This window comes from Amycolatopsis sp. NPDC028719 (genome assembly GCF_055565395.1).
In genome coordinates, this window is the sequence record NZ_JBVHUL010000001.1 from 1,004,307 (window position 1) to 1,021,216 (window position 16,910).

17 protein-coding genes are annotated in these 16,910 nt (G+C 70.1%); 12 read left to right on the forward strand and 5 right to left on the reverse strand.

The window, feature by feature from the left end:
* Window positions 1–20 precede the first annotated feature (20 nt).
* Window positions 21–1,940, reverse strand: a complete 1,920-nt coding sequence (locus ACZ4TR_RS05005) for an ABC transporter ATP-binding protein (RefSeq protein WP_465286298.1) — start codon at window positions 1,938–1,940, stop codon at window positions 21–23.
* Between the two features lie 142 nt (window positions 1,941–2,082).
* A complete protein-coding gene (locus tag ACZ4TR_RS05010) occupies window positions 2,083–2,550 on the reverse strand; it encodes a DUF1579 family protein (RefSeq protein ID WP_465285795.1) in 468 nt (155 codons plus the stop codon).
* Between the two features lie 49 nt (window positions 2,551–2,599).
* Between ACZ4TR_RS05010 and ACZ4TR_RS05015 the strand changes: the two genes are divergently transcribed.
* On the forward strand, window positions 2,600–3,046 hold the full coding sequence (locus tag ACZ4TR_RS05015) for a MarR family winged helix-turn-helix transcriptional regulator (protein WP_465285796.1): 447 nt from the start codon (window positions 2,600–2,602) through the stop codon (window positions 3,044–3,046).
* Window positions 3,047–3,055: 9 nt separating this feature from the next.
* Here the strand turns inward: ACZ4TR_RS05015 and ACZ4TR_RS05020 are convergent, their stop codons facing one another.
* Entirely contained in the window at window positions 3,056–3,511 is a 456-nt protein-coding gene (locus ACZ4TR_RS05020; protein ID WP_364517035.1) for a winged helix-turn-helix transcriptional regulator, read from the reverse strand.
* A gap of 90 nt (window positions 3,512–3,601) precedes the next feature.
* On the opposite strand from ACZ4TR_RS05020, the gene ACZ4TR_RS05025 reads away from it, so the two are divergent.
* Both ACZ4TR_RS05025 and ACZ4TR_RS05030 read left to right on the forward strand, forming a co-directional pair.
* Complete coding sequence (locus ACZ4TR_RS05025) at window positions 3,602–4,189, forward strand: dihydrofolate reductase family protein (RefSeq protein WP_465285797.1); 588 nt, start codon at window positions 3,602–3,604, stop codon at window positions 4,187–4,189.
* 47 nt (window positions 4,190–4,236) lie between these two features.
* Complete coding sequence (locus tag ACZ4TR_RS05030; protein ID WP_465285798.1) at window positions 4,237–4,620, forward strand: TIGR03618 family F420-dependent PPOX class oxidoreductase; 384 nt, start codon at window positions 4,237–4,239, stop codon at window positions 4,618–4,620.
* Window positions 4,621–4,622: 2 nt separating this feature from the next.
* Here the strand turns inward: ACZ4TR_RS05030 and ACZ4TR_RS05035 are convergent, their stop codons facing one another.
* The gene (locus ACZ4TR_RS05035; protein ID WP_465285799.1) at window positions 4,623–5,204 is read right to left on the reverse strand and encodes a TetR/AcrR family transcriptional regulator; all 582 of its coding nucleotides are present in this window, start codon (window positions 5,202–5,204) and stop codon (window positions 4,623–4,625) included.
* 73 nt (window positions 5,205–5,277) lie between these two features.
* On the opposite strand from ACZ4TR_RS05035, the gene ACZ4TR_RS05040 reads away from it, so the two are divergent.
* The 7 genes from ACZ4TR_RS05040 to ACZ4TR_RS05070 all read left to right on the forward strand — a co-directional run bounded on the left by ACZ4TR_RS05040 (window position 5,278) and on the right by ACZ4TR_RS05070 (window position 14,784).
* Window positions 5,278–7,704: a beta-glucosidase H gene (locus ACZ4TR_RS05040; protein WP_465285800.1), complete on the forward strand. Its 2,427-nt coding sequence runs from the start codon at window positions 5,278–5,280 to the stop codon at window positions 7,702–7,704.
* A gap of 154 nt (window positions 7,705–7,858) precedes the next feature.
* Window positions 7,859–8,761, forward strand: coding sequence for a GNAT family N-acetyltransferase (locus ACZ4TR_RS05045; RefSeq protein ID WP_465285801.1), 903 nt, complete (start codon window positions 7,859–7,861; stop codon window positions 8,759–8,761).
* Between the two features lie 102 nt (window positions 8,762–8,863).
* Window positions 8,864–9,301, forward strand: a complete 438-nt coding sequence (locus ACZ4TR_RS05050) for a hypothetical protein (RefSeq protein WP_465285802.1) — start codon at window positions 8,864–8,866, stop codon at window positions 9,299–9,301.
* Window positions 9,302–9,333: 32 nt separating this feature from the next.
* Complete coding sequence (gene boxC / locus ACZ4TR_RS05055; RefSeq protein WP_465285803.1) at window positions 9,334–10,953, forward strand: 2,3-epoxybenzoyl-CoA dihydrolase; 1,620 nt, start codon at window positions 9,334–9,336, stop codon at window positions 10,951–10,953.
* A gap of 5 nt (window positions 10,954–10,958) precedes the next feature.
* Window positions 10,959–12,380 (forward strand): benzoyl-CoA 2,3-epoxidase subunit BoxB, encoded by a 1,422-nt coding sequence (gene boxB, locus ACZ4TR_RS05060; protein WP_465285804.1) that lies wholly within the window; start codon window positions 10,959–10,961, stop codon window positions 12,378–12,380.
* Window positions 12,381–12,388: 8 nt separating this feature from the next.
* On the forward strand, window positions 12,389–13,933 hold the full coding sequence (locus ACZ4TR_RS05065) for a benzoate-CoA ligase family protein (protein ID WP_465285805.1): 1,545 nt from the start codon (window positions 12,389–12,391) through the stop codon (window positions 13,931–13,933).
* The gene (locus ACZ4TR_RS05070; RefSeq protein ID WP_465285806.1) at window positions 13,930–14,784 is read left to right on the forward strand and encodes an amidohydrolase family protein; all 855 of its coding nucleotides are present in this window, start codon (window positions 13,930–13,932) and stop codon (window positions 14,782–14,784) included. Before ACZ4TR_RS05065 ends, ACZ4TR_RS05070 begins: the two co-directional genes overlap by 4 nt.
* Before the next feature lie 3 nt (window positions 14,785–14,787).
* On the opposite strand, the gene ACZ4TR_RS05075 is transcribed toward ACZ4TR_RS05070, so the two are convergent.
* Window positions 14,788–15,234: a MarR family winged helix-turn-helix transcriptional regulator gene (locus ACZ4TR_RS05075; protein WP_364517011.1), complete on the reverse strand. Its 447-nt coding sequence runs from the start codon at window positions 15,232–15,234 to the stop codon at window positions 14,788–14,790.
* An 83-nt stretch (window positions 15,235–15,317) separates the two neighbouring features.
* Between ACZ4TR_RS05075 and ACZ4TR_RS05080 the strand changes: the two genes are divergently transcribed.
* Both ACZ4TR_RS05080 and ACZ4TR_RS05085 read left to right on the forward strand, forming a co-directional pair.
* Window positions 15,318–16,283 (forward strand): ring-cleaving dioxygenase, encoded by a 966-nt coding sequence (locus ACZ4TR_RS05080; RefSeq protein ID WP_465285807.1) that lies wholly within the window; start codon window positions 15,318–15,320, stop codon window positions 16,281–16,283.
* Window positions 16,280–16,882 carry an alpha/beta hydrolase gene (locus ACZ4TR_RS05085; protein ID WP_465285808.1) on the forward strand — a complete coding sequence of 201 codons (603 nt, stop codon included), beginning with the start codon at window positions 16,280–16,282 and terminating at the stop codon, window positions 16,880–16,882. The genes ACZ4TR_RS05080 and ACZ4TR_RS05085 overlap by 4 nt, the downstream gene beginning before the upstream one ends.
* Window positions 16,883–16,910 lie beyond the last annotated feature (28 nt).

Sequence of the window (16,910 nt, forward strand, 5' to 3'; positions counted from 1 at the left end):
GTTTGCCACCGTCCCGCTGTTCACGGTGCGCGCCCCGGGGCTCCCGGTGCCGGGCGGCGCGCGGCTCGGGGCGCCGGGACCTCCGTGCCGTTGCGGTACGCGCGCGCCTGGATTTCGTACAGCTCGTGGTACAGCCCGCCCTCGCGGATCAGCTCGTCGTGGGTGCCCTGCTCGATCAGCCTTCCCTTCTCCAGTACCAGGATCCGGTCCGCCGAGCGGATGTTGGCCAGCCGGTGGGTCACCAGGACCGTCGTGCGGCGGCCGTCGTGGGATGCGGTCGCGTGCTGGAGACCCGCGAACACCCGGGCCTCCGCGCGGGCGTCCAGCGCCGCCGTCGGTTCGTCGGCCACCAGGATCGAGGCGTCGCGGTAGATGCCGCGGGCGATGCCCATGCGCTGCCACTGGCCGCCGGACAGGTCGTGGCCCTCGTCGAACTTCTTCGACAGCACCGTGTTCTCCTTGGCGGGCAACGACTCGATCACCTCGTCCGCGCCCGAGTAGCCCACCGCCTCACGCCAGGCCCGGCCGTCCGGGTCGGCACGGCCGAGGCGGCCCACCGTGATGTTGTTCGCCGCCGTCATCGGCCACTCCGCCGGTTCCTGCGCGATCACCGCGATGTTCGCGTGCACCGATGCCGGGTCGGCGTGCGCGAGGTCGACGTCGTCCCAGCGCACCACGCCTTCGTCCGGCGGGTAGAGCCCGGTCAGCAGCTTGCCGAGAGTGGTCTTGCCCGAGCCGTTCTCGCCGACGAGCGCGACCACCTCGCCGCGCCGGATCGTCAGCGAGATGTCCTTCAGTGCCGGGCTTTCCCGGCCCGGATAGGTGAACGTGACGCCCTCCAGCCGGATCTCGGCCGGGTCGGCGGGCGCGGCCAGCGCGGCCGGCGGCGGCTGCAGCTTGACCGACTCCGCCAGCAGCTCGTTGTAGAACCCGATGTAGAACGAGTCCTCGTACAGCGAGTTGACCGCGCGCATGGTGTTGGACAGCGCCGTCGACGCCGTGCGCATCGCCAGCACCGCCGTGCCGGCCAGCGCCAGCTCCATCCCGCCGGAGTAGAGCAGCCAGCCCAGCACCAGGTACGCGACGGCGGTGCCGAACCCGGCCGCCGCCCGGCCGGTGGTGCGCACCAGGTTGCTGCGGTGCGCGAGCCGGACCTCCTCCCGCGTCAGGCTGCGCGAGATGCGCCGGTACTCGCCGAGCAGCGGCTCCTGCAGCGTCAGCGCGTGCCGTTCGAGGGCCATCGACCGCCAGGTGGCGACCTCCTCGACGACCGACTTGCGGATGTTGCGCCCGACCGTGTCGAGGAAGTGGCGGTAGTTCAGCTTCGCGACACGGGCGGCGGCCCAGCCGTCGGCCGCCGCGGCGAGCAGCAGCACCGGGGCCAGCCACGGGTTGAGCAGGCCCGCGGTGAGCATCGCCGCCGCGAGCGAGATCGCCGACGACGTCAGGTCGGCCACCCGGCGCAGGCTCGTCTCGATCGCCCGGACGCCGAACCGCGCGCCCTGCCTGGCCAGCTCCCGGAAGTCCGCGTCCTCGAACGCGATCAGCCCGACGCGCACGACCGAGGCGGTCACCGCGTCGTCGGCCGCCGCCGTGACGCGGGGCCGCAGCGCTCCCTCGACGGCCGCGACAGCGGCGTCCAGCAACGCGCGCGCCGCGTACGAACCCATGACGACCGCGATCGCCGGCAGCGACTGCAGCACCCGTTCCGGGGTGGGGCCCTGTTCGAGCAGCGCGGTGAAGACGTTCGCGGTGGCGAGCAGCCCGAACGCCGTGACGCAGCCCGAGACGACGTGCACCAGGCCGGCCAGCAGCGTCAGCCGCGGCGACGTCCGCCAGGCCAGCCGCAGCACGACGGCGATCGCGGCCGGCAACGCGCGCACGGCTTGACCGAACCCGGCGTCGGCCACGCGTTCGTCGACGCGCGCCCACTCGGGCATCTTGAGGTTCTCGACCCCGATCAGCGGGGGCGATTCCGTGGTGTCCTGGGGTGTTCCGGCGGATCCGCGCACACCTGCAGTTGTACTCCGGGGGTCCGACAATTCCGGGCGATCGCGTCCTCGTGCCGGAGAAAGGAGCCCGCTACTTGTCTTCCCGCGTGTACCGCGCGCGCAGGAACGGGCTGAATTCGCAGTCCTCGCCCAGCTTGACGTCGATTTCGTGCGTCAGCGTGTCTCCGTCCGGGGTGAGCCGGTGCCGGGCCACTCCGCGAGGGGTCTGCTTGTCCAGGACGAGGGTGGCGCCGTCCCAGCCGCCGCGGGCGGGCGACTCGGGCGGGAAGCCGTAGCTGTCGAAGCCGTACCAGAGCGTTTCGCCGGTCTGCGGGTCGACGGTGAAGACGTTGTGCCCCAGGAACTCCGAGCCGTCTTCGCGGTGCTGGCGATACTGCTGGACCAGGGCGAAACCGTTGAGCGACACGCGGTATTCGCAGACGGCGCGCGCCGTCGAAGCCGGCGCCCACGGCGAAGCGGCGAGATCTTCGGTGCCGGTCCAGTCGCCGGCGAAGGCCTTCAGGGCGTCGTGCGCGGGACCGAGAGTGGGCATGTCCATGGTCGTCTCCATTTCGACAGGTACCTGTCGATGTGCGAGACTAGCACGCATGCGGTCCCTCCGAGCCGAAACTTTCACCCGGGTGATCGACGCGGTCTTCGCGTGCAACGGCGGCTTCCTGGCCGCGGGCGACGCGCTGACGGAGCCGGTCGGGCTGACGGCGGCGCAGTGGCAGGTCCTCGGCTTCCTCGAGGACGGCCCGGCGACCGCGGCGGAGGTGGCGCGCCGCCGCGGGCTGCGCCGGCAGAGCGTGCAGGAGACGGTGAACCGATTGCTGCGCAACGGAATGCTCGACCGCCTGCCGAATCCGGCCGACGCGCGGGCGCCGCTGTTGTCGGTGACCCGGCGGGCGAAGGAGGCGCTGCGCGAGCTGGGGGTGGCGCAGGTCGAGTGGGCGGAGGACGTGGCGGAATCGGTGTCCCAGGAAGATCTGGAGACGACGCTGCGCACGTTGCGGCGGCTGCGGGAGGCCGCGGCCCAGCCGAGGTTGCTCTGAGGATGCGGATCAGTTCGCCGCGCCGGGGCCGGGGAGCGGGTCGATGTCGCGGGCGTGCATCGGCTCGCCGCAGTGGGTGCAACGGAGGTCGACGGTGGTGATCTCACCGCACGCGTGGTGCCGGTAGAGCACCGGCGGACCGGCCTCGCCGGCGAGCCACTTGTCGCCCCAGCGGGTCATGACCATGAGCATGTCGACGAGTTCGGTGCCCTTTTCGGTCAGGACGTACTCGTAACGCGGCCGCCGGTCGTACGGCCGCCGCTCGACGATGCCCTGCTCGACCAGGTGGTTGAGGCGCTCGGTGAGGACCTTGCGCGAGATGCCGAGGTCGTCCTGGATCTGCTCGAACCGGCTGATCCCGACCCACACGTCCCGCAGGATCAGTGGCGACCAGGGCTCGCCGATGACGTCGAGCGTGCGCGCGATCGAGCACGCGGCCAGTTCGCTGAAGTTCGTCCGCTGCATGAGGCCACTTTAGCACTTGGGGTTCCCTTAAGGAACTTCAACTGCTACGGTTTTGGAGTCTCCTCAAGGAACTCCGAAAGGATCGCGGCGATGAGCAAGGTCTTCAGTGCCCACGCGGTGTCGGTGGACGGGTACATCACCGGCCGCGGCGCCGGCCCCGGGCACGGCCTCGGCGACGGCGGAACGCTGTTCGACTGGTACACCGACGGCGACACGCAGAGCCGGGTGTTCGACTTCTTCAAGCTCAGCGAATCGAGCGCCCGCGTCTTCGACAGCCTCGCCGGCCGCGTCGGCGCGATCGTGGCGGGCCGCAACACCTACGAGGACTCGGACCACTTCGGCGGCGGCAGCCCGCACCCCAACGCCCCGCTCTTCCTCGTCAGCCACCGGCCGGCGCCCGAGCTGACCTCGCGGCAGACCCTGTTCGGCGACGTCGGGGAAGCCATCGAGGCCGCGAAGGAGGCGGCCGGAGGCAAGGATGTCGGCCTCATGGGCGGCGGTGTCCTGACCGCGGCGCTCGCGGCGGGGCTCGTCGACGAGTTCGTCCTCCACCAGGTGCCGGTCCTGCTCGGCGGAGGGCGGTCGTTCTTCCGGGAGCTGCCCTCGCACGTGCGGCTGCGGCTCGTCGAAGCCGTCGCCGCACCCGGCGTCACCCACCTCCACTACGCAGTCGACTGAACAGCGGTCACCTGAGCAGCAGTCACCTCAACTCGAAGGAGAACACCATGATCGACGCCGACATCCGCCGCATCCTCGAAACCACCGTGGTCGCCCACCTCGCCACCGTCCTGCCCGACGGCGCCCCGCACTCGATCCCGCTCTGGGTCGACCCCGAAGGCGACCACATCGCGATCATGACCGGCCCGGATTCCCGCAAGGCCCGCAACCTGCGCCGCGACCCGCGGGTGGCGCTCTCCCTGACCCCGGCGGACAACCCGTTCGAGCCGGTGATCATCCGCGGCCGCGTGGTCGAGTGGATCGAGGGCGACGCCGCTTGGGAGATCGTCGACCGGATCGCGGTGAAGTACATCGGACAGCCCTACTCGCGCGACCAGCTGCGCGTCGTCGGCCTGATCGAGGTCGACCGGCAGAGCATCGGCATGGGCTGACGTCAGTCCGGTTTGATGCCCAGCAGCGTCAGGAACGTGCGGAACCCGGCCGGCATGTCGACCCGCTCCGGGTCGAGGAGCCACTGCAGCTGCAAGCCGTCCAGGACCGCGATCGCGACCGGCGCCAGCTGTTCCGGCGTCGCCCCCGGGGGAAGCTCGTCGCGGTGGCGTTCGAGCATCTGGGTCATGCCCGCCCGCACGCGCTCGTAGCGATCGCGGAAGTATTCGCGCGCCGGGTGGTCCTCCGTGACGCTGTCCGCCGACAGCACCGTGTACGTCTGGACGATCCCCGGCCGGGTCGCGTTGTAGTCGACCAGCTCGGCCAGCTGGTTGACCGTCATCGACGACTCGTCGCCCGGCGGGGCGTGCCCGAAGTGCAGCAGGTCCCACTCGTCGCGGGTCTCCAGCACTGCCGTCAGCAGGTCCTCCTTCGTGGGGAAGTAGTGCATCAACCCCTGCTGGGTCAGCCCGACGCGGTCGGCCACCGCCGCCAGCGAAGTGCCGCGATAGCCGCGTTCGGCGATCACTTCGAACGCCGCTCGGACGATGCTCGCTCGGCGGTCGGCGCCCCTGGCCCAGGTCATGATCCCGAGCCTACGGGACAAGTCGTCACGGAACCATAACGTTCACTACCCATCGCCAGGTAGAGTACGTCTCATGAGCTTCGACGTCGACGCCCTGCTGGCCGAGCTCGACCTGGACGCCAAGGCGAGCCTGCTCGCCGGCCAGGACGTCTGGAGCCTGCCCGCGCTCCTGCGGATCGGCCTGGGCTCCCTGGTGCTCTCGGACGGCCCGGTCGGCGTCCGCGGGGTGCGGTGGAGCCCGGACGACCCCTCGGTGACGCTCCCCAGCCCGACGGCCCTCGCCGCGAGCTGGGACCCGCGCCTGGCCGTGCGCGCCGGCCGGCTGCTCGCACAGGAGGCACGCCGCAAGGGGGTGCACGTCCTGCTCGCCCCGACCGTCAACCTCCAGCGCTCGCCCCTGGGCGGCCGCCACTTCGAGTGCTACTCGGAAGATCCCCTCCTCACCGGGATGATCGGCGCCGGCTACGTCACCGGCGTGCAGGACGGCGGGGTGGCCGTCACGGTCAAGCACTTCGTCGCCAACGACTTCGAGACCGAACGCTTCACCGCCGACGTCCACGTCGGCGAACGCGCGCTGCGCGAGCTCTACCTGGCGCCGTTCGAACTCATCGTCCGGCGGGCCAAGCCGTGGGGGATCATGGCGGCCTACAACAGCGTCAACGGCACCACGATGACCCAGCACGCCGAGCTGCTCAACGGCGTGCTGCGCGACGAATGGGGCTTCGACGGCTTCGTCGTCTCCGACTGGCTGGCCGCGCGCGACACCGTCGCCTCCGCCAACGGCGGCCTCGACGTCGCGATGCCCGGCCCCCGCACGGTTTTCGGGGAACAGCTCGCGGAAGCCGTGCGCGGCGGCGAAGTCGACGAAGACGTCGTCGACGAGATGGTGCGCCGCGTGCTCCTGCTGGCCCACCGGACCGGCGCGCTCGGCGGCAGCCCCGTCGGAGTCCAGTCCACTGTGGATGGCGACGCGATCGCGCGCGAGGTCGCGCACCGGTCGTTCGTGCTGCTCAGCAACGAAACCGGTGTTCTCCCGCTCAAGCAGCCGCAGAGCATCGCCCTGATCGGCGCGCTGGCCGAGGACCCCAAGATTCTCGGCGGTGGCAGCGCCACCGTGTTCCCCGAACACATCGTCTCCCCTCTCGACGGCCTCCGGAAGGCCGTTCCCCCGGGCACCGACCTGGCGTTCGCCATCGGTGCCGATCCGCGAACGACGCTACCTCCGGCCACCGACAATTTCCGGCTCCGCGCGACCGCCAAGGCGGCCGACGGCACCCGATTGGCTGAATTTCCGCTCAGGGAAGCGAAAATAAACTGGATCGGCGAGCTCCCGAAGGGACTCGACATCGCCACGCTCGCGTCGGTCGAGATCGAGGGCACCTACCTGCCGGAGCGGAGCGGCACGCACACCTTCGCGGTCACCGGCCCCGGCGACCTCCGCCTCGACGTCGCCGGCCAAACCCTCTTCGACGGCGTCAACCTGCCCGAAGGCGGCGACGTCTTCACGTCGATCATGCAGGTGATCGAGCAGCGCCGGGAGGTCGAGCTGACGGCGGGCGAGCTCGTCGACGTCAGCCTGACGTACTGGATCCCGTCGGAGATGGCGGAGTTCGCCCGCGGCACCTTCGCCTGGATCACCTTCGCGCTCGGCCACCGCGGCCCGGTCCTCGACCCGGAAGCCGCCCTCGACGAAGCCGTTGCCCTGGCAGGGAAGTCGGACGTCGCGGTCGTCGTGGTCGGCACCACCGCCGAAGTCGAGAGCGAAGGCTTCGACCGGACTTCCCTGGCCCTGCCGGGAAGGCAGGACGAACTCGTCACCCGGGTCGCGGCGGCCAACCCGAACACCGTGGTCGTCGTCAACGCCGGCTCCCCGGTCGAACTGCCGTGGCGGGACGACGTCGCCGCGGTGCTGCTCACCTGGTTCCCCGGCCAGGCCGGCGGCGACGCGCTCGCCGACGTCCTCTTCGGTCGCGAAGAGCCCGGTGGCCGGTTGCCGACGACCTGGCCGGCGCGGCTCGAAGACGCACCGGTCACCGACGTGACCCCCGAAGAAGGCGTCCTCGAGTACGGCGAAGGCGTGTACATCGGTTACAGCGCCTGGGCGCGCACAGACGCACAACCCGCGTACTGGTTCGGCCACGGCCTCGGCTACACGACCTGGGTGTACGAGGAACTCGACGTCTACCCGGACGACGAAGGCGGCGCGCGCGTCCGGGTCCGCGTACGCAATTCGGGGACGCGCAAGGGCCGCGAAGTCGTCCAGCTCTACCTGGCCCCGACCGAGCGCGGTGACCGGCCGCCCCGCTGGCTCGTGGGCTTCGCGAGCGTCGAAGCGGGACCCGGCGAGGCCGTCGAGACCGACGTCGTCGTCACGCCCAGGTCCGCCGAAGTCTGGCGCGACGGCTGGCGGCACATCGCCGGCGAGTACGTCCTGGAGGCTTCGCACTCCTACGCGCAGCCGCGGTTGAGCACGCGCGTCGTCCTCCAGAAAATCCGTTGACGGCCGCAGCGGGAAGCCGCTAGCTTCGGCCGCGCACCCCGCAACGAGCGAAAGGGAGGTGGGTCCGATGATCACGCAACCGATCACGCGCTCCCACCTCGCCTCGAGGGTGCCGGGTTTCTGACCGGGAGCGCGTACTCCCGGAAGGACTTCCATGACCGATCTGGTCGTGCGCCCGCTCGAAGCGGGCGAAGAAGCACTGTTCACCTCCCTGCCCGACCGCGGCCTCGTCGGCCGCAAGCTGTTCGGCAACGACTTCGCCGAGATGGCGGCCAAGGGCGAATACCGGCCCGGGTGGGTCTGGGTCGCGCTGCGCGACGACGTCGTCGTGGCGCGAGCCGCGTGGTGGGGCACGCCCAAGGACGAGACGCCGATCGCGCTCGACTGGTTCGACTTCACCGACTTCGACGCGGGCGTCGAACTGCTGAAAAGGGTGCCGCTGCGCGCGGAGTACGCCTTGACCACGCCGCCCGGCTGGCAGGACGACCCGGACGTCGCGCACGAGGTCACCGTGCGCGTCGAGGCGGCCGAGAAGGCGGGTTACCGCAAGCTCGTCGAGCGCTACCGGTTCTGCTGGACGCCGGAAAACGGCCTGCCGGAGCGCCCCGGCAGGCTCGAGTTCCGGCCCGAACCGGACGACGACGTGCTCCTCGACGTCTTCAAGCGGGTGCACGTCGGCAGCCTCGACGCGCACGTGCGGAAGACAGTCGAAGAGCACGGGCTCGACGCGGCCGCGCGCGAGGACCTCGACATCATGCGGTGGATGCCGGCGCCGCGGGACTGGTGGCGGCTGGCGTACACGCCCGAGGGTGAGCTCGTCGGGCTCACGCTGCCGAGCCGCAACGCCTACGACCCGGTGGTCGGCTACGTCGCCGTCGTGCCGGAACAGCGTGGCCACGGGTACGCGTACGACCTGCTGGTCGAGGCCACGCACGACCTCGTCGCGTACGGCGCGGAGAAGGTCGTCGCGGGCACCGACGTCGGCAACATCCCGATGGCCAAGGCGTTCGCCAAGGCGGGCTACCCGGTGACGCACCACCGCATCGACCTGGTGTGACCGGAGCTTTCACGTGAAAGTGCCACTCGGCACTTTCACGTGAAAGTGCGGCGCGGTACCTTCGCTAGAGCGATCTATCAAATCGTCGACAGGGGGCCCGCGATGGACGTTCTGCAGGACAAAGGCCTGACGCCGCTCCGCTTGATCCTCGGCTTTTCGCTGCTCAGCACGACGATCCACTACGCGCACAACGCCATCCGCGTCGCCGACTACCCGCAGCTGCCGGGTGTCCCGGCGACGGTGGCGGGGATCGTGGTCGCCTTCGGCTGGGTGCTGTTCACGATGTTCGGCTGGCTCGGTTACCGCGCGTACCGAGAGGGCCGGTACCCGCGGGCGCTGGCGCTCCTGCTGGTCTATTCGCTGGCCGGGATGATCACGCTCGGCCACTTCCTGACCGGCGTGCCGCGGATCCCCGGGTTCTTCTTCGCGACGATCTTCACGGATGCCGCAGCGGGGCTCGCGCTCTGGGTTTTCCTCACCTGGGCCTGGGCGACCCTCAACCGGGTGACCTCGCGAGATCAAGTTTCTACACAACATTGACGTTCGTCGGAACTATGTAGACACTCGGACGAGTGACCACCACCACACCGGTGACCTTCGACCGCCGTCCGGACGAGTACCGCCACTGGCGCCTCCAGCTCGACGGGGAGGTGGCGTGGCTGGAAATGGACGTCGACGAACAAGGCGGGCTGGTGCCGGGGTACGAGCTCAAGCTCAACTCCTACGACCTCGGCGTCGACATCGAGCTGTACGACGCCACCCAGCGGCTGCGGTTCGAGCACCCCGAGGTCCGCGTGGTGGTGGTGACCAGCGCGAAGGACAAGGTCTTCTGCGCCGGCGCGAACATCCGGATGCTCGCCGCGTCCGAGCACCACTGGAAGGTGAACTTCTGCAAGTTCACCAACGAGACCCGAAACGGCATGGAGGACGCCACGGCGCACTCCGGCCAGACCTACGTCGCCGCGGTGAACGGCACCTGCGCCGGCGGCGGCTACGAGATCGCGCTGGCCTGCGAAAAGATCCTGCTGATCGACGACAACTCCTCGACCGTCGCGCTGCCCGAGGTGCCGCTGCTGGGCGTGCTGCCGGGTACCGGTGGCCTGACCCGGGTCGTCGACAAGCGGCGGGTGCGCAAGGACCTCGCCGACGTCTTCGCGACGCGCTCCGACGGCGTCAAGGGCAAGACCGCGGTCGACTGGCGGCTGGTCGACGAACTGGTGCCGCGACAAGGGTTCCGCGAGGCCGTGGCGAAGCGGGCCCGGGAGATCGCGCGCGAGTCCGACCGGACCGGCGAGGGCGGCATCGAGCTGACCCCGCTCGAACATCGCTATGTCGACACGGAAGTGACCAAGGACCAGGTCACCATCACCGTCAAGGGACCCGAGAACAATCCCGGTGACCTGCACGAAGAGGGCGCGAACGGCTGGTTCCTCGCGATGACCCGCGAGCTGGACGACGCGATCCTGCGGCTGCGCACCAACGAGGTCGAAGCCGGTACGTGGATCCTGAAGACCCAGGGCGACCCGGAGAAGGTGCTCGCGCACGAGCAGGCCGTGTTCGGCGCGAAGGACTGGCTGGGCAACGAGATCACGCAGTACTTCAAGCGCACGCTCAAGCGGCTCGACGTCACCAGCCGCACGCTGATCGCGCTGATCGAGCCCGGCAGCTGCTTCGCCGGATCGCTGCTGGAACTCGCGCTCGCCGCCGACCGCCAGTACCTCCTCGACGGCCCGCCGATCGACGACGAAGAGTCCGGCGAACGCGCGACGATCAGGTTGTCCGAAGCCAACTTCGGCCCCTTCCCGATGGGCAACGGCCTGACGCGCCTGCAGACGCGCTTCTACGGCGACGACGACCACCTCGCGTGGCTCGCGCGGGAGAAGAACCACGAGCTGAGCGCGGCCGAAGCCGTCGAACTCGGCCTGGTCACCGACGCCCCGGACGACCTCGACTGGGAGGACGAGATCCGGATCGCGCTGGAAGGCCGGGCGTCGCTGTCCCCGGACGCGCTGACCGGCATGGAGGCCAACCACCGGTTCGTCGGTCCCGAGACCATCGAGACCAAGATCTTCGGCCGGCTGGCGGCTTGGCAGAACTGGATTTTCACCCGGCCGAACGCATCCGGGCCCGAAGGCGCGCTGCGCCGATACGGTACGGGGCAGAAGGCCGTCTTCGACAGGAAGCGGGTCTAGCGCAGATGCCCGAGAAGATCGACTACGACGCCAAGATCCCCAACAACGTCAACCTCTCCGAAGACCGGCGGCTGCAGCGCGCGCTGGAGGGCTGGCAGCCGAAGTTCATGCACTGGTGGGGCGAGATGGGCCCGACGCTGGAGACCCAGGGCGTCTACCTGCGCACCGCCGTGAGCGTCGGCCGGGAGGGGTGGGCGCACTTCGACCACGTCAACGTCCCGGACTACCGGTGGGGCATCTTCCTCGCCGAGCGCGACCCGGACCGGCGGATCGCCTTCGGGGAGCACAAGGGCGAGGAAGTGTGGCAGCAGGTCCCGGGCGAATACCGCGCCGACCTGCAGCGGCTGATCGTCATCCAGGGCGACACCGAGCCGGCGTCCGTCGAGCAGCAGAAGCTCCTCGGGCTCACCGCGCCGAGCCTCTACGACCTGCGGAACCTGTTCCAGGTCAACGTCGAAGAGGGCCGGCACCTGTGGGCGATGGTGTACCTGCTGCACGCGTACTTCGGCCGCGAAGGCCGTGACGAGGCCGAGGGGCTCCTGCTGCGCAACTCGGGCAGCCCCGACGCGCCCCGCATCCTCGGCGCGTTCAACGAGGAGACCGCCGACTGGCTGGCCTTCTACATGTTCACCTACTTCACCGACCGCGACGGGAAGTACCAGCTCGGCACCCTCAAGGAGAGCTCCTTCGACCCGCTCTCGCGCACCTGCGAGTTCATGCTGAAGGAGGAGGCGCACCACATGATGGTCGGCACCACCGGCGTCGACCGCGTGGTGACCCGTAGCGCCGAGCTGATCCGCGAGCACGACACGCACGACATCGGCCCGCACGGCGGGATCCCGCTGACCGTCATCCAGAAGTACATCAACTTCCACTACACCGTCTCACTCGACCTGTTCGGCAGCGAGACCTCGACGAACGCGGCGAACTACTACACCGCCGGGCTCAAGGGCCGCTGGCAGGAGACCCGCCGCCGGGACGACCACAAGCTCACCGACGACGCCCGCACGCTGGAGAAACCGGCCGCCGACGGCACCTGGACGTCGGAGGAGATGCAGGCGATCCTGCTGCTGAACCTCGACCTGCGCAGCGAGTACGTGACCGACTGCCAGACCGGCGTGAAGCGCTGGAACAAGATCCTCGCCGACGCCGGGATCGACTTCACGTTCCGCCTGCCGCACCCTGGCTTCAACCGCGAAGTCGGCATAAACTCCGGCCACCACGTCACTCCCGACGGCACCATCGTCGACGAGGCGACCTGGCAGGCGGGCAAGAGCAAGTGGCTGCCCACCACCGAGGACCTGACGTTCGTCCGCTCGCTGATGCACCCGGTCTACGAGCGGGGGAAGATCGCGAGCTGGGTGGCGCCGCCGCGGCAGGGCATCAACGGGAAGCCCTTCGACTACGAGTACGTCCACCTCACGTAGGAGGTCCGGTGCCGACAGGGTTCAACGCCGCGGAGTACCTGCTTTCGGCCGGGCACCCGGACGCGACCGCGGTCGTGTCGCCCCGCCGCACGCTCACCTACGCCGAGCTGGCGGCCGAGGCGCGCCGGGTCGCGGGCGGGCTCGTGGAGCTCGGCGTGCGGCCCGAAGAGCGCGTCATGTTCTGCATGGTCGACGACGTCGAGCTGCTCACCGGCATCCTCGGCGCGATGCTGGCCGGCGCGGTCGCCGTGCCGGTGTCGACGATGGTCACCGGGCTCGAGCTGGGCAAGATGCTGGCCGACTCGCGGGCGCGCCTGCTGTGCGTGTCCGGCGAGTTCGCCGAGCAGGCGGTGATCGCGCTCGGCTTCGCGCCCGAGGTCACCGACGTCCTGCTCGACCGGTCGGACGCGGCCGGCTTCGGGGTCCGGACGCACGAGTGGTCGTCATTGGGCGGGACGTTCCGAAGTGGACAGACGTGGGAGGACTCGCCCGCGCTGTGGCTGTACACGTCCGGGACGACGGGAAAGCCGAAGGGCGCGATGCACCGGCACGCGAGCATCCGCGCGGTGTGCGAGACGTACGCGCGCGGCGTGCTGGCGACCACCTCGGCCGACCGTTTCCTGTCGGTCCCGAAGCTCTTCTTCGCCTACGGCCTGGGGAATTCGTGCTTCTTCCCGCTCGGGGCGGGCGGGACGACGCTGCTCGAACCCGCACGTCCGGCACCGGCGCTGTTCGCCAGACGGGCTCGTGAAGAAAAGCCTTCGCTCTTCTTCGCCGTCCCGACGTTCTACGCGGCGTTGCTCGCGAGCGACGTCCCGGACGACTCGTTCGCTTCGGTGCGGCACGCGGTTTCGGCCGGGGAGCCGCTGCCGGCGTCGCTGTTCGAACGGTTCCGCGCCCGCTTCGGCCTGGAGATCCTCGACGGCATCGGGTCCACCGAGGCGCTGCACATCTTCCTGTCGAACCAGCCCGGCGCGGTGCGGCCGGGCACCACCGGCGTCGCGGTGCCGGGGTACTCCGTCCAGATTCGCGACGAGGCGGGCGCGGTGATCGACGCCGCGGGCCGGCCGGGCGAGCTGTTCGTGGCCGGGCCGTCGACGGCGACCGGCTACTGGGCCCGGTACGACGCGACGAAGCTCGTGTTCCAGGGCGAGTGGCTGCGGACCGGCGACAGTTACGTCCGCAACGAGGACGGCACGTATTCCTGCCTGGGCCGCTTCGGGGACATGCTGAAGGCGGGCGGGATCTGGGTGTCACCGTCCGAAGTGGAGGAACGGCTGCGCCGGCACCCGGCGGTGGCGGAGGTGGCGGTGGTCGCCGCGCCGGACGCCGACGGCCTCGACAAGCCGGTGGCGTGCGTGGTGGCCGCGCCCGGGTTCGCGGTGGACCCGGACGAGCTGATCGAGTTCTGCCGCGAAGGCCTCGCGGCGTTCAAGCGCCCGCGAGGAGTGGTCGAACTGGCGGAACTGCCGAAGACGGCGACGGGCAAGATCCGCCGGAACGTGATCCGCGAGCAGGTCCGGGACGTCCTGCGGGTGGTGCCCAGCACGTGATCGACGGCTACTTCGTGGTGGACGCGCACGTCCACACACCTCGCCTGCCCACGCTCAAACCCGCCTGGACGCAGTGGGCGCACGACTTCGCGGGGTCGTACCCGTGGCGTTCGGTGTACTCCTCTTCGGGGGAGGTGATCCCGTCGGCGATGGACGAGCTGATGGAGTCCGAGGGCGTCGACCGCGTGCTGCTGTTCTGCGAATACAGCCCACGGGCGACGGGGATTCAGCCGATCGAAGACAACTTGCCTTTGGTTTCTCACAACCCCACGCGGTTCCGGCTGGTGGCGAACGTCAATCCCCATCTGCACCACCCGGCGGCTTCCGAAGTCGCGCGGCAGCTGGACCTGGGGGCGGTGGCGTTGAAGATCCACCCGGTGCACGGCGCGTTTTCGCCGGCGGACAAGGAGCTGTACCCGGTCTACGCATTGTGTGCCGAGCGTGGGGTGCCGGTGATCCTCCACTCGGGAACGTCGAGTTTTCCGGGGTCCCGCACGAGTTTCGGGAATCCCGAGCTGATGTCCGATGTGGTCGAGGACTTTCCTTCACTGCAGTTCGTCTTCGCCCACGGTGGCCGCGGGTGGTGGTACGACGTGGCGGCTTTCCTCGCGCTGGCGCGGGACAACGTGTGGCTGGATCTCGCCGGCCTGCCGCCGAAGAAGCTGCCGGAGTACTACCAGCGCTTCGATCTGGCTCGGCTGGCGGGGAAGTTCGTGTTCGGGACGGACTGGCCGGGGGTGCCTTCAGTGGCCAAGAATGTGCGGACGCTGGCCTCGCTCGGGCTGCCCGAGGACGTCTTGACCGGCGTCCTCGGGGGCAACGCGGTGAAGCTGATGCCGGGCCTGGCCTAGAACTCAGGCGTTGAACGCGCGCAGGGTCCGCATGGCTTCCGCGAGTGCCGATGCGTCGTCACCCAGCGGAGTCAAAACGATGCGGCGCAGGATCTCCGCCGCCGCGGTCCGGGCCTTCTCCGCCATCTCCAGCCCGTGGTCGGTCAGCGCCGCGAACGTGACGCGGCGGTCGTCCGGGCTCGGGACGCGGCAGATCAGGTCCGCCGCCACCAGGCGGTCGGCCACCTTCGTGAAGCCGCCGCTGGAGAGGGCCGCCTCCGTGGCCAGCTTGGTCATCGGCATCCGGTGGTCGGGCGAGCGGACCAGGCGCAGCAGGATGTCGAACGAGGCGGGCGCGAGCCCGAGGCGGTCGGCGATCTCGCCCATCAGCTTGTCCTGCGTGGCCAGGTAGCCCTCGATGACCAGGCCCCACCACGTGACGATCTCGTCGTCGTCGGTCTTCGGATCCACCCGGTCAGCCTACCGGAAAGTCTGTACGGAATATATCTTGCCCGCGAGAGGTTCTGTGGTTACCTTGAATCCAGGAGGCAACCATGGCGATCAAGACGTCCGGCCTGCACCACGTCACCGCGATCGGCGGCGACCCGCAGCGCAACGCCGACTTCTACCTGCGGACCCTGGGCCTGCGGCTGGTGAAGACCACCGTGAACTTCGACGACCCGGGCACCTACCATCTCTACTACGGCGACAGCGCCGGCAAGCCGGGCTCGCTGATGACCTTCTTCCCCTGGCCCGACGCGCCGAGCGGCCGCCACGGCACCGGCCAGGCGACGACCACGTCGTTCTCCGTCCCGGAAGCCTCCATCGGCTGGTGGAAGCAGCACCTGGCCGCGCAGAAGATCGAAACCGGCGAAGTCCGCAACGCCGACGACGAGGACACGCTGACCTTCCGTGACCCCGACGGCCTGAAGCTCGCCCTCGTCGCGCACCCGCAGGGCGACCCGCGCGACCCGTGGGACACCGAGCTGGTCCCGGCCGAGCACGCGATCCGCGGCCTGCACTCCGTGACGCTCTCGGTGACCAAGGAGGACGCGACCGCCGGCATGCTCACCGACGGCCTGGGCCTCAGCTTCGCCACCCAGGAAGGCAACCGCCTGCGGTTCGCCGCCGGTGAAGGGGGGCCGGGCGCGCTCGTCGACGTCCTCGTGACGCCGGACGCGCCGCGCGGGCTGGTCGCCGCAGGCACCGTGCACCACGTTGCCTGGCGCGCGCCCGACGAGCCGACCCAGAAGGCCTGGCGCGAGGAGCTCGTCGACCAAGGCGTGCACGTCACGTCCATCCTGGACCGCCAGTACTTCCGCTCGATCTACTTCCGCGAGCCGGGTGGCACGCTCCTGGAGGTCGCGACCGACGAGCCCGGGTTCGCCATCGACGAGCCGCTGCTGGAGCTGGGCCGCGCGCTCAAGCTGCCGCCGTGGCTGGAGCCGCGCCGCGAAGAGATCCAGCACATGCTGCCCCAGCTGAACCTCCCCGCCGAGAACAACCCGGAGCTGTCATGACGCTCGAGCACAAGTACGTCGAGGGCTCGCCGGACGCGCCGCTGCTGCTCCTGCTGCACGGCACCGGCGGCAGCCCCGACGACCTGCTCGGCCTGGCGCGCGAGCTGAGCCCGGACTCCGCGGTGCTCGCCCCGGCCGGCCCGGTGACCGAGCACGGCGCCGCGCGCTGGTTCCGGCGGCTCGCCGAGGGCGTGTTCGACCACGAAGACGTCGTGAAGCGCGCGCACCAGCTCGCGGACTTCGTCGTCGAGGCGCGGGAGAAGTACGGGCTGGGCGACCGGCGGCTGGTCGCCGTCGGCTTTTCGAACGGTGCCAACATCGCGGCCGCGGTGACGCTGCTGCGGCCGGAGGTCGTGCGCGAAGCCGCGCTGTTCGCGGCGATGTCGCCGGTCCCGGCACCGCCTGACCTGGACTTGTCGGGTTCCCGTGTCTTCCTGGCCAACGGCGAACGCGACCCGATGGCGCCCCTGGCGTCCACCGAGGACTTGATCGGGCTGCTGCGCGAGCGCGGTGCCGACGTCGTCACGCAGCGCCACCCCGGCGGGCACCAGATCACGGCGGACGGCGTCCGCGCGGCCGCGAAGTGGATCACGCCCTGACGTTTGTACGGACCGTATATCGGCTCGC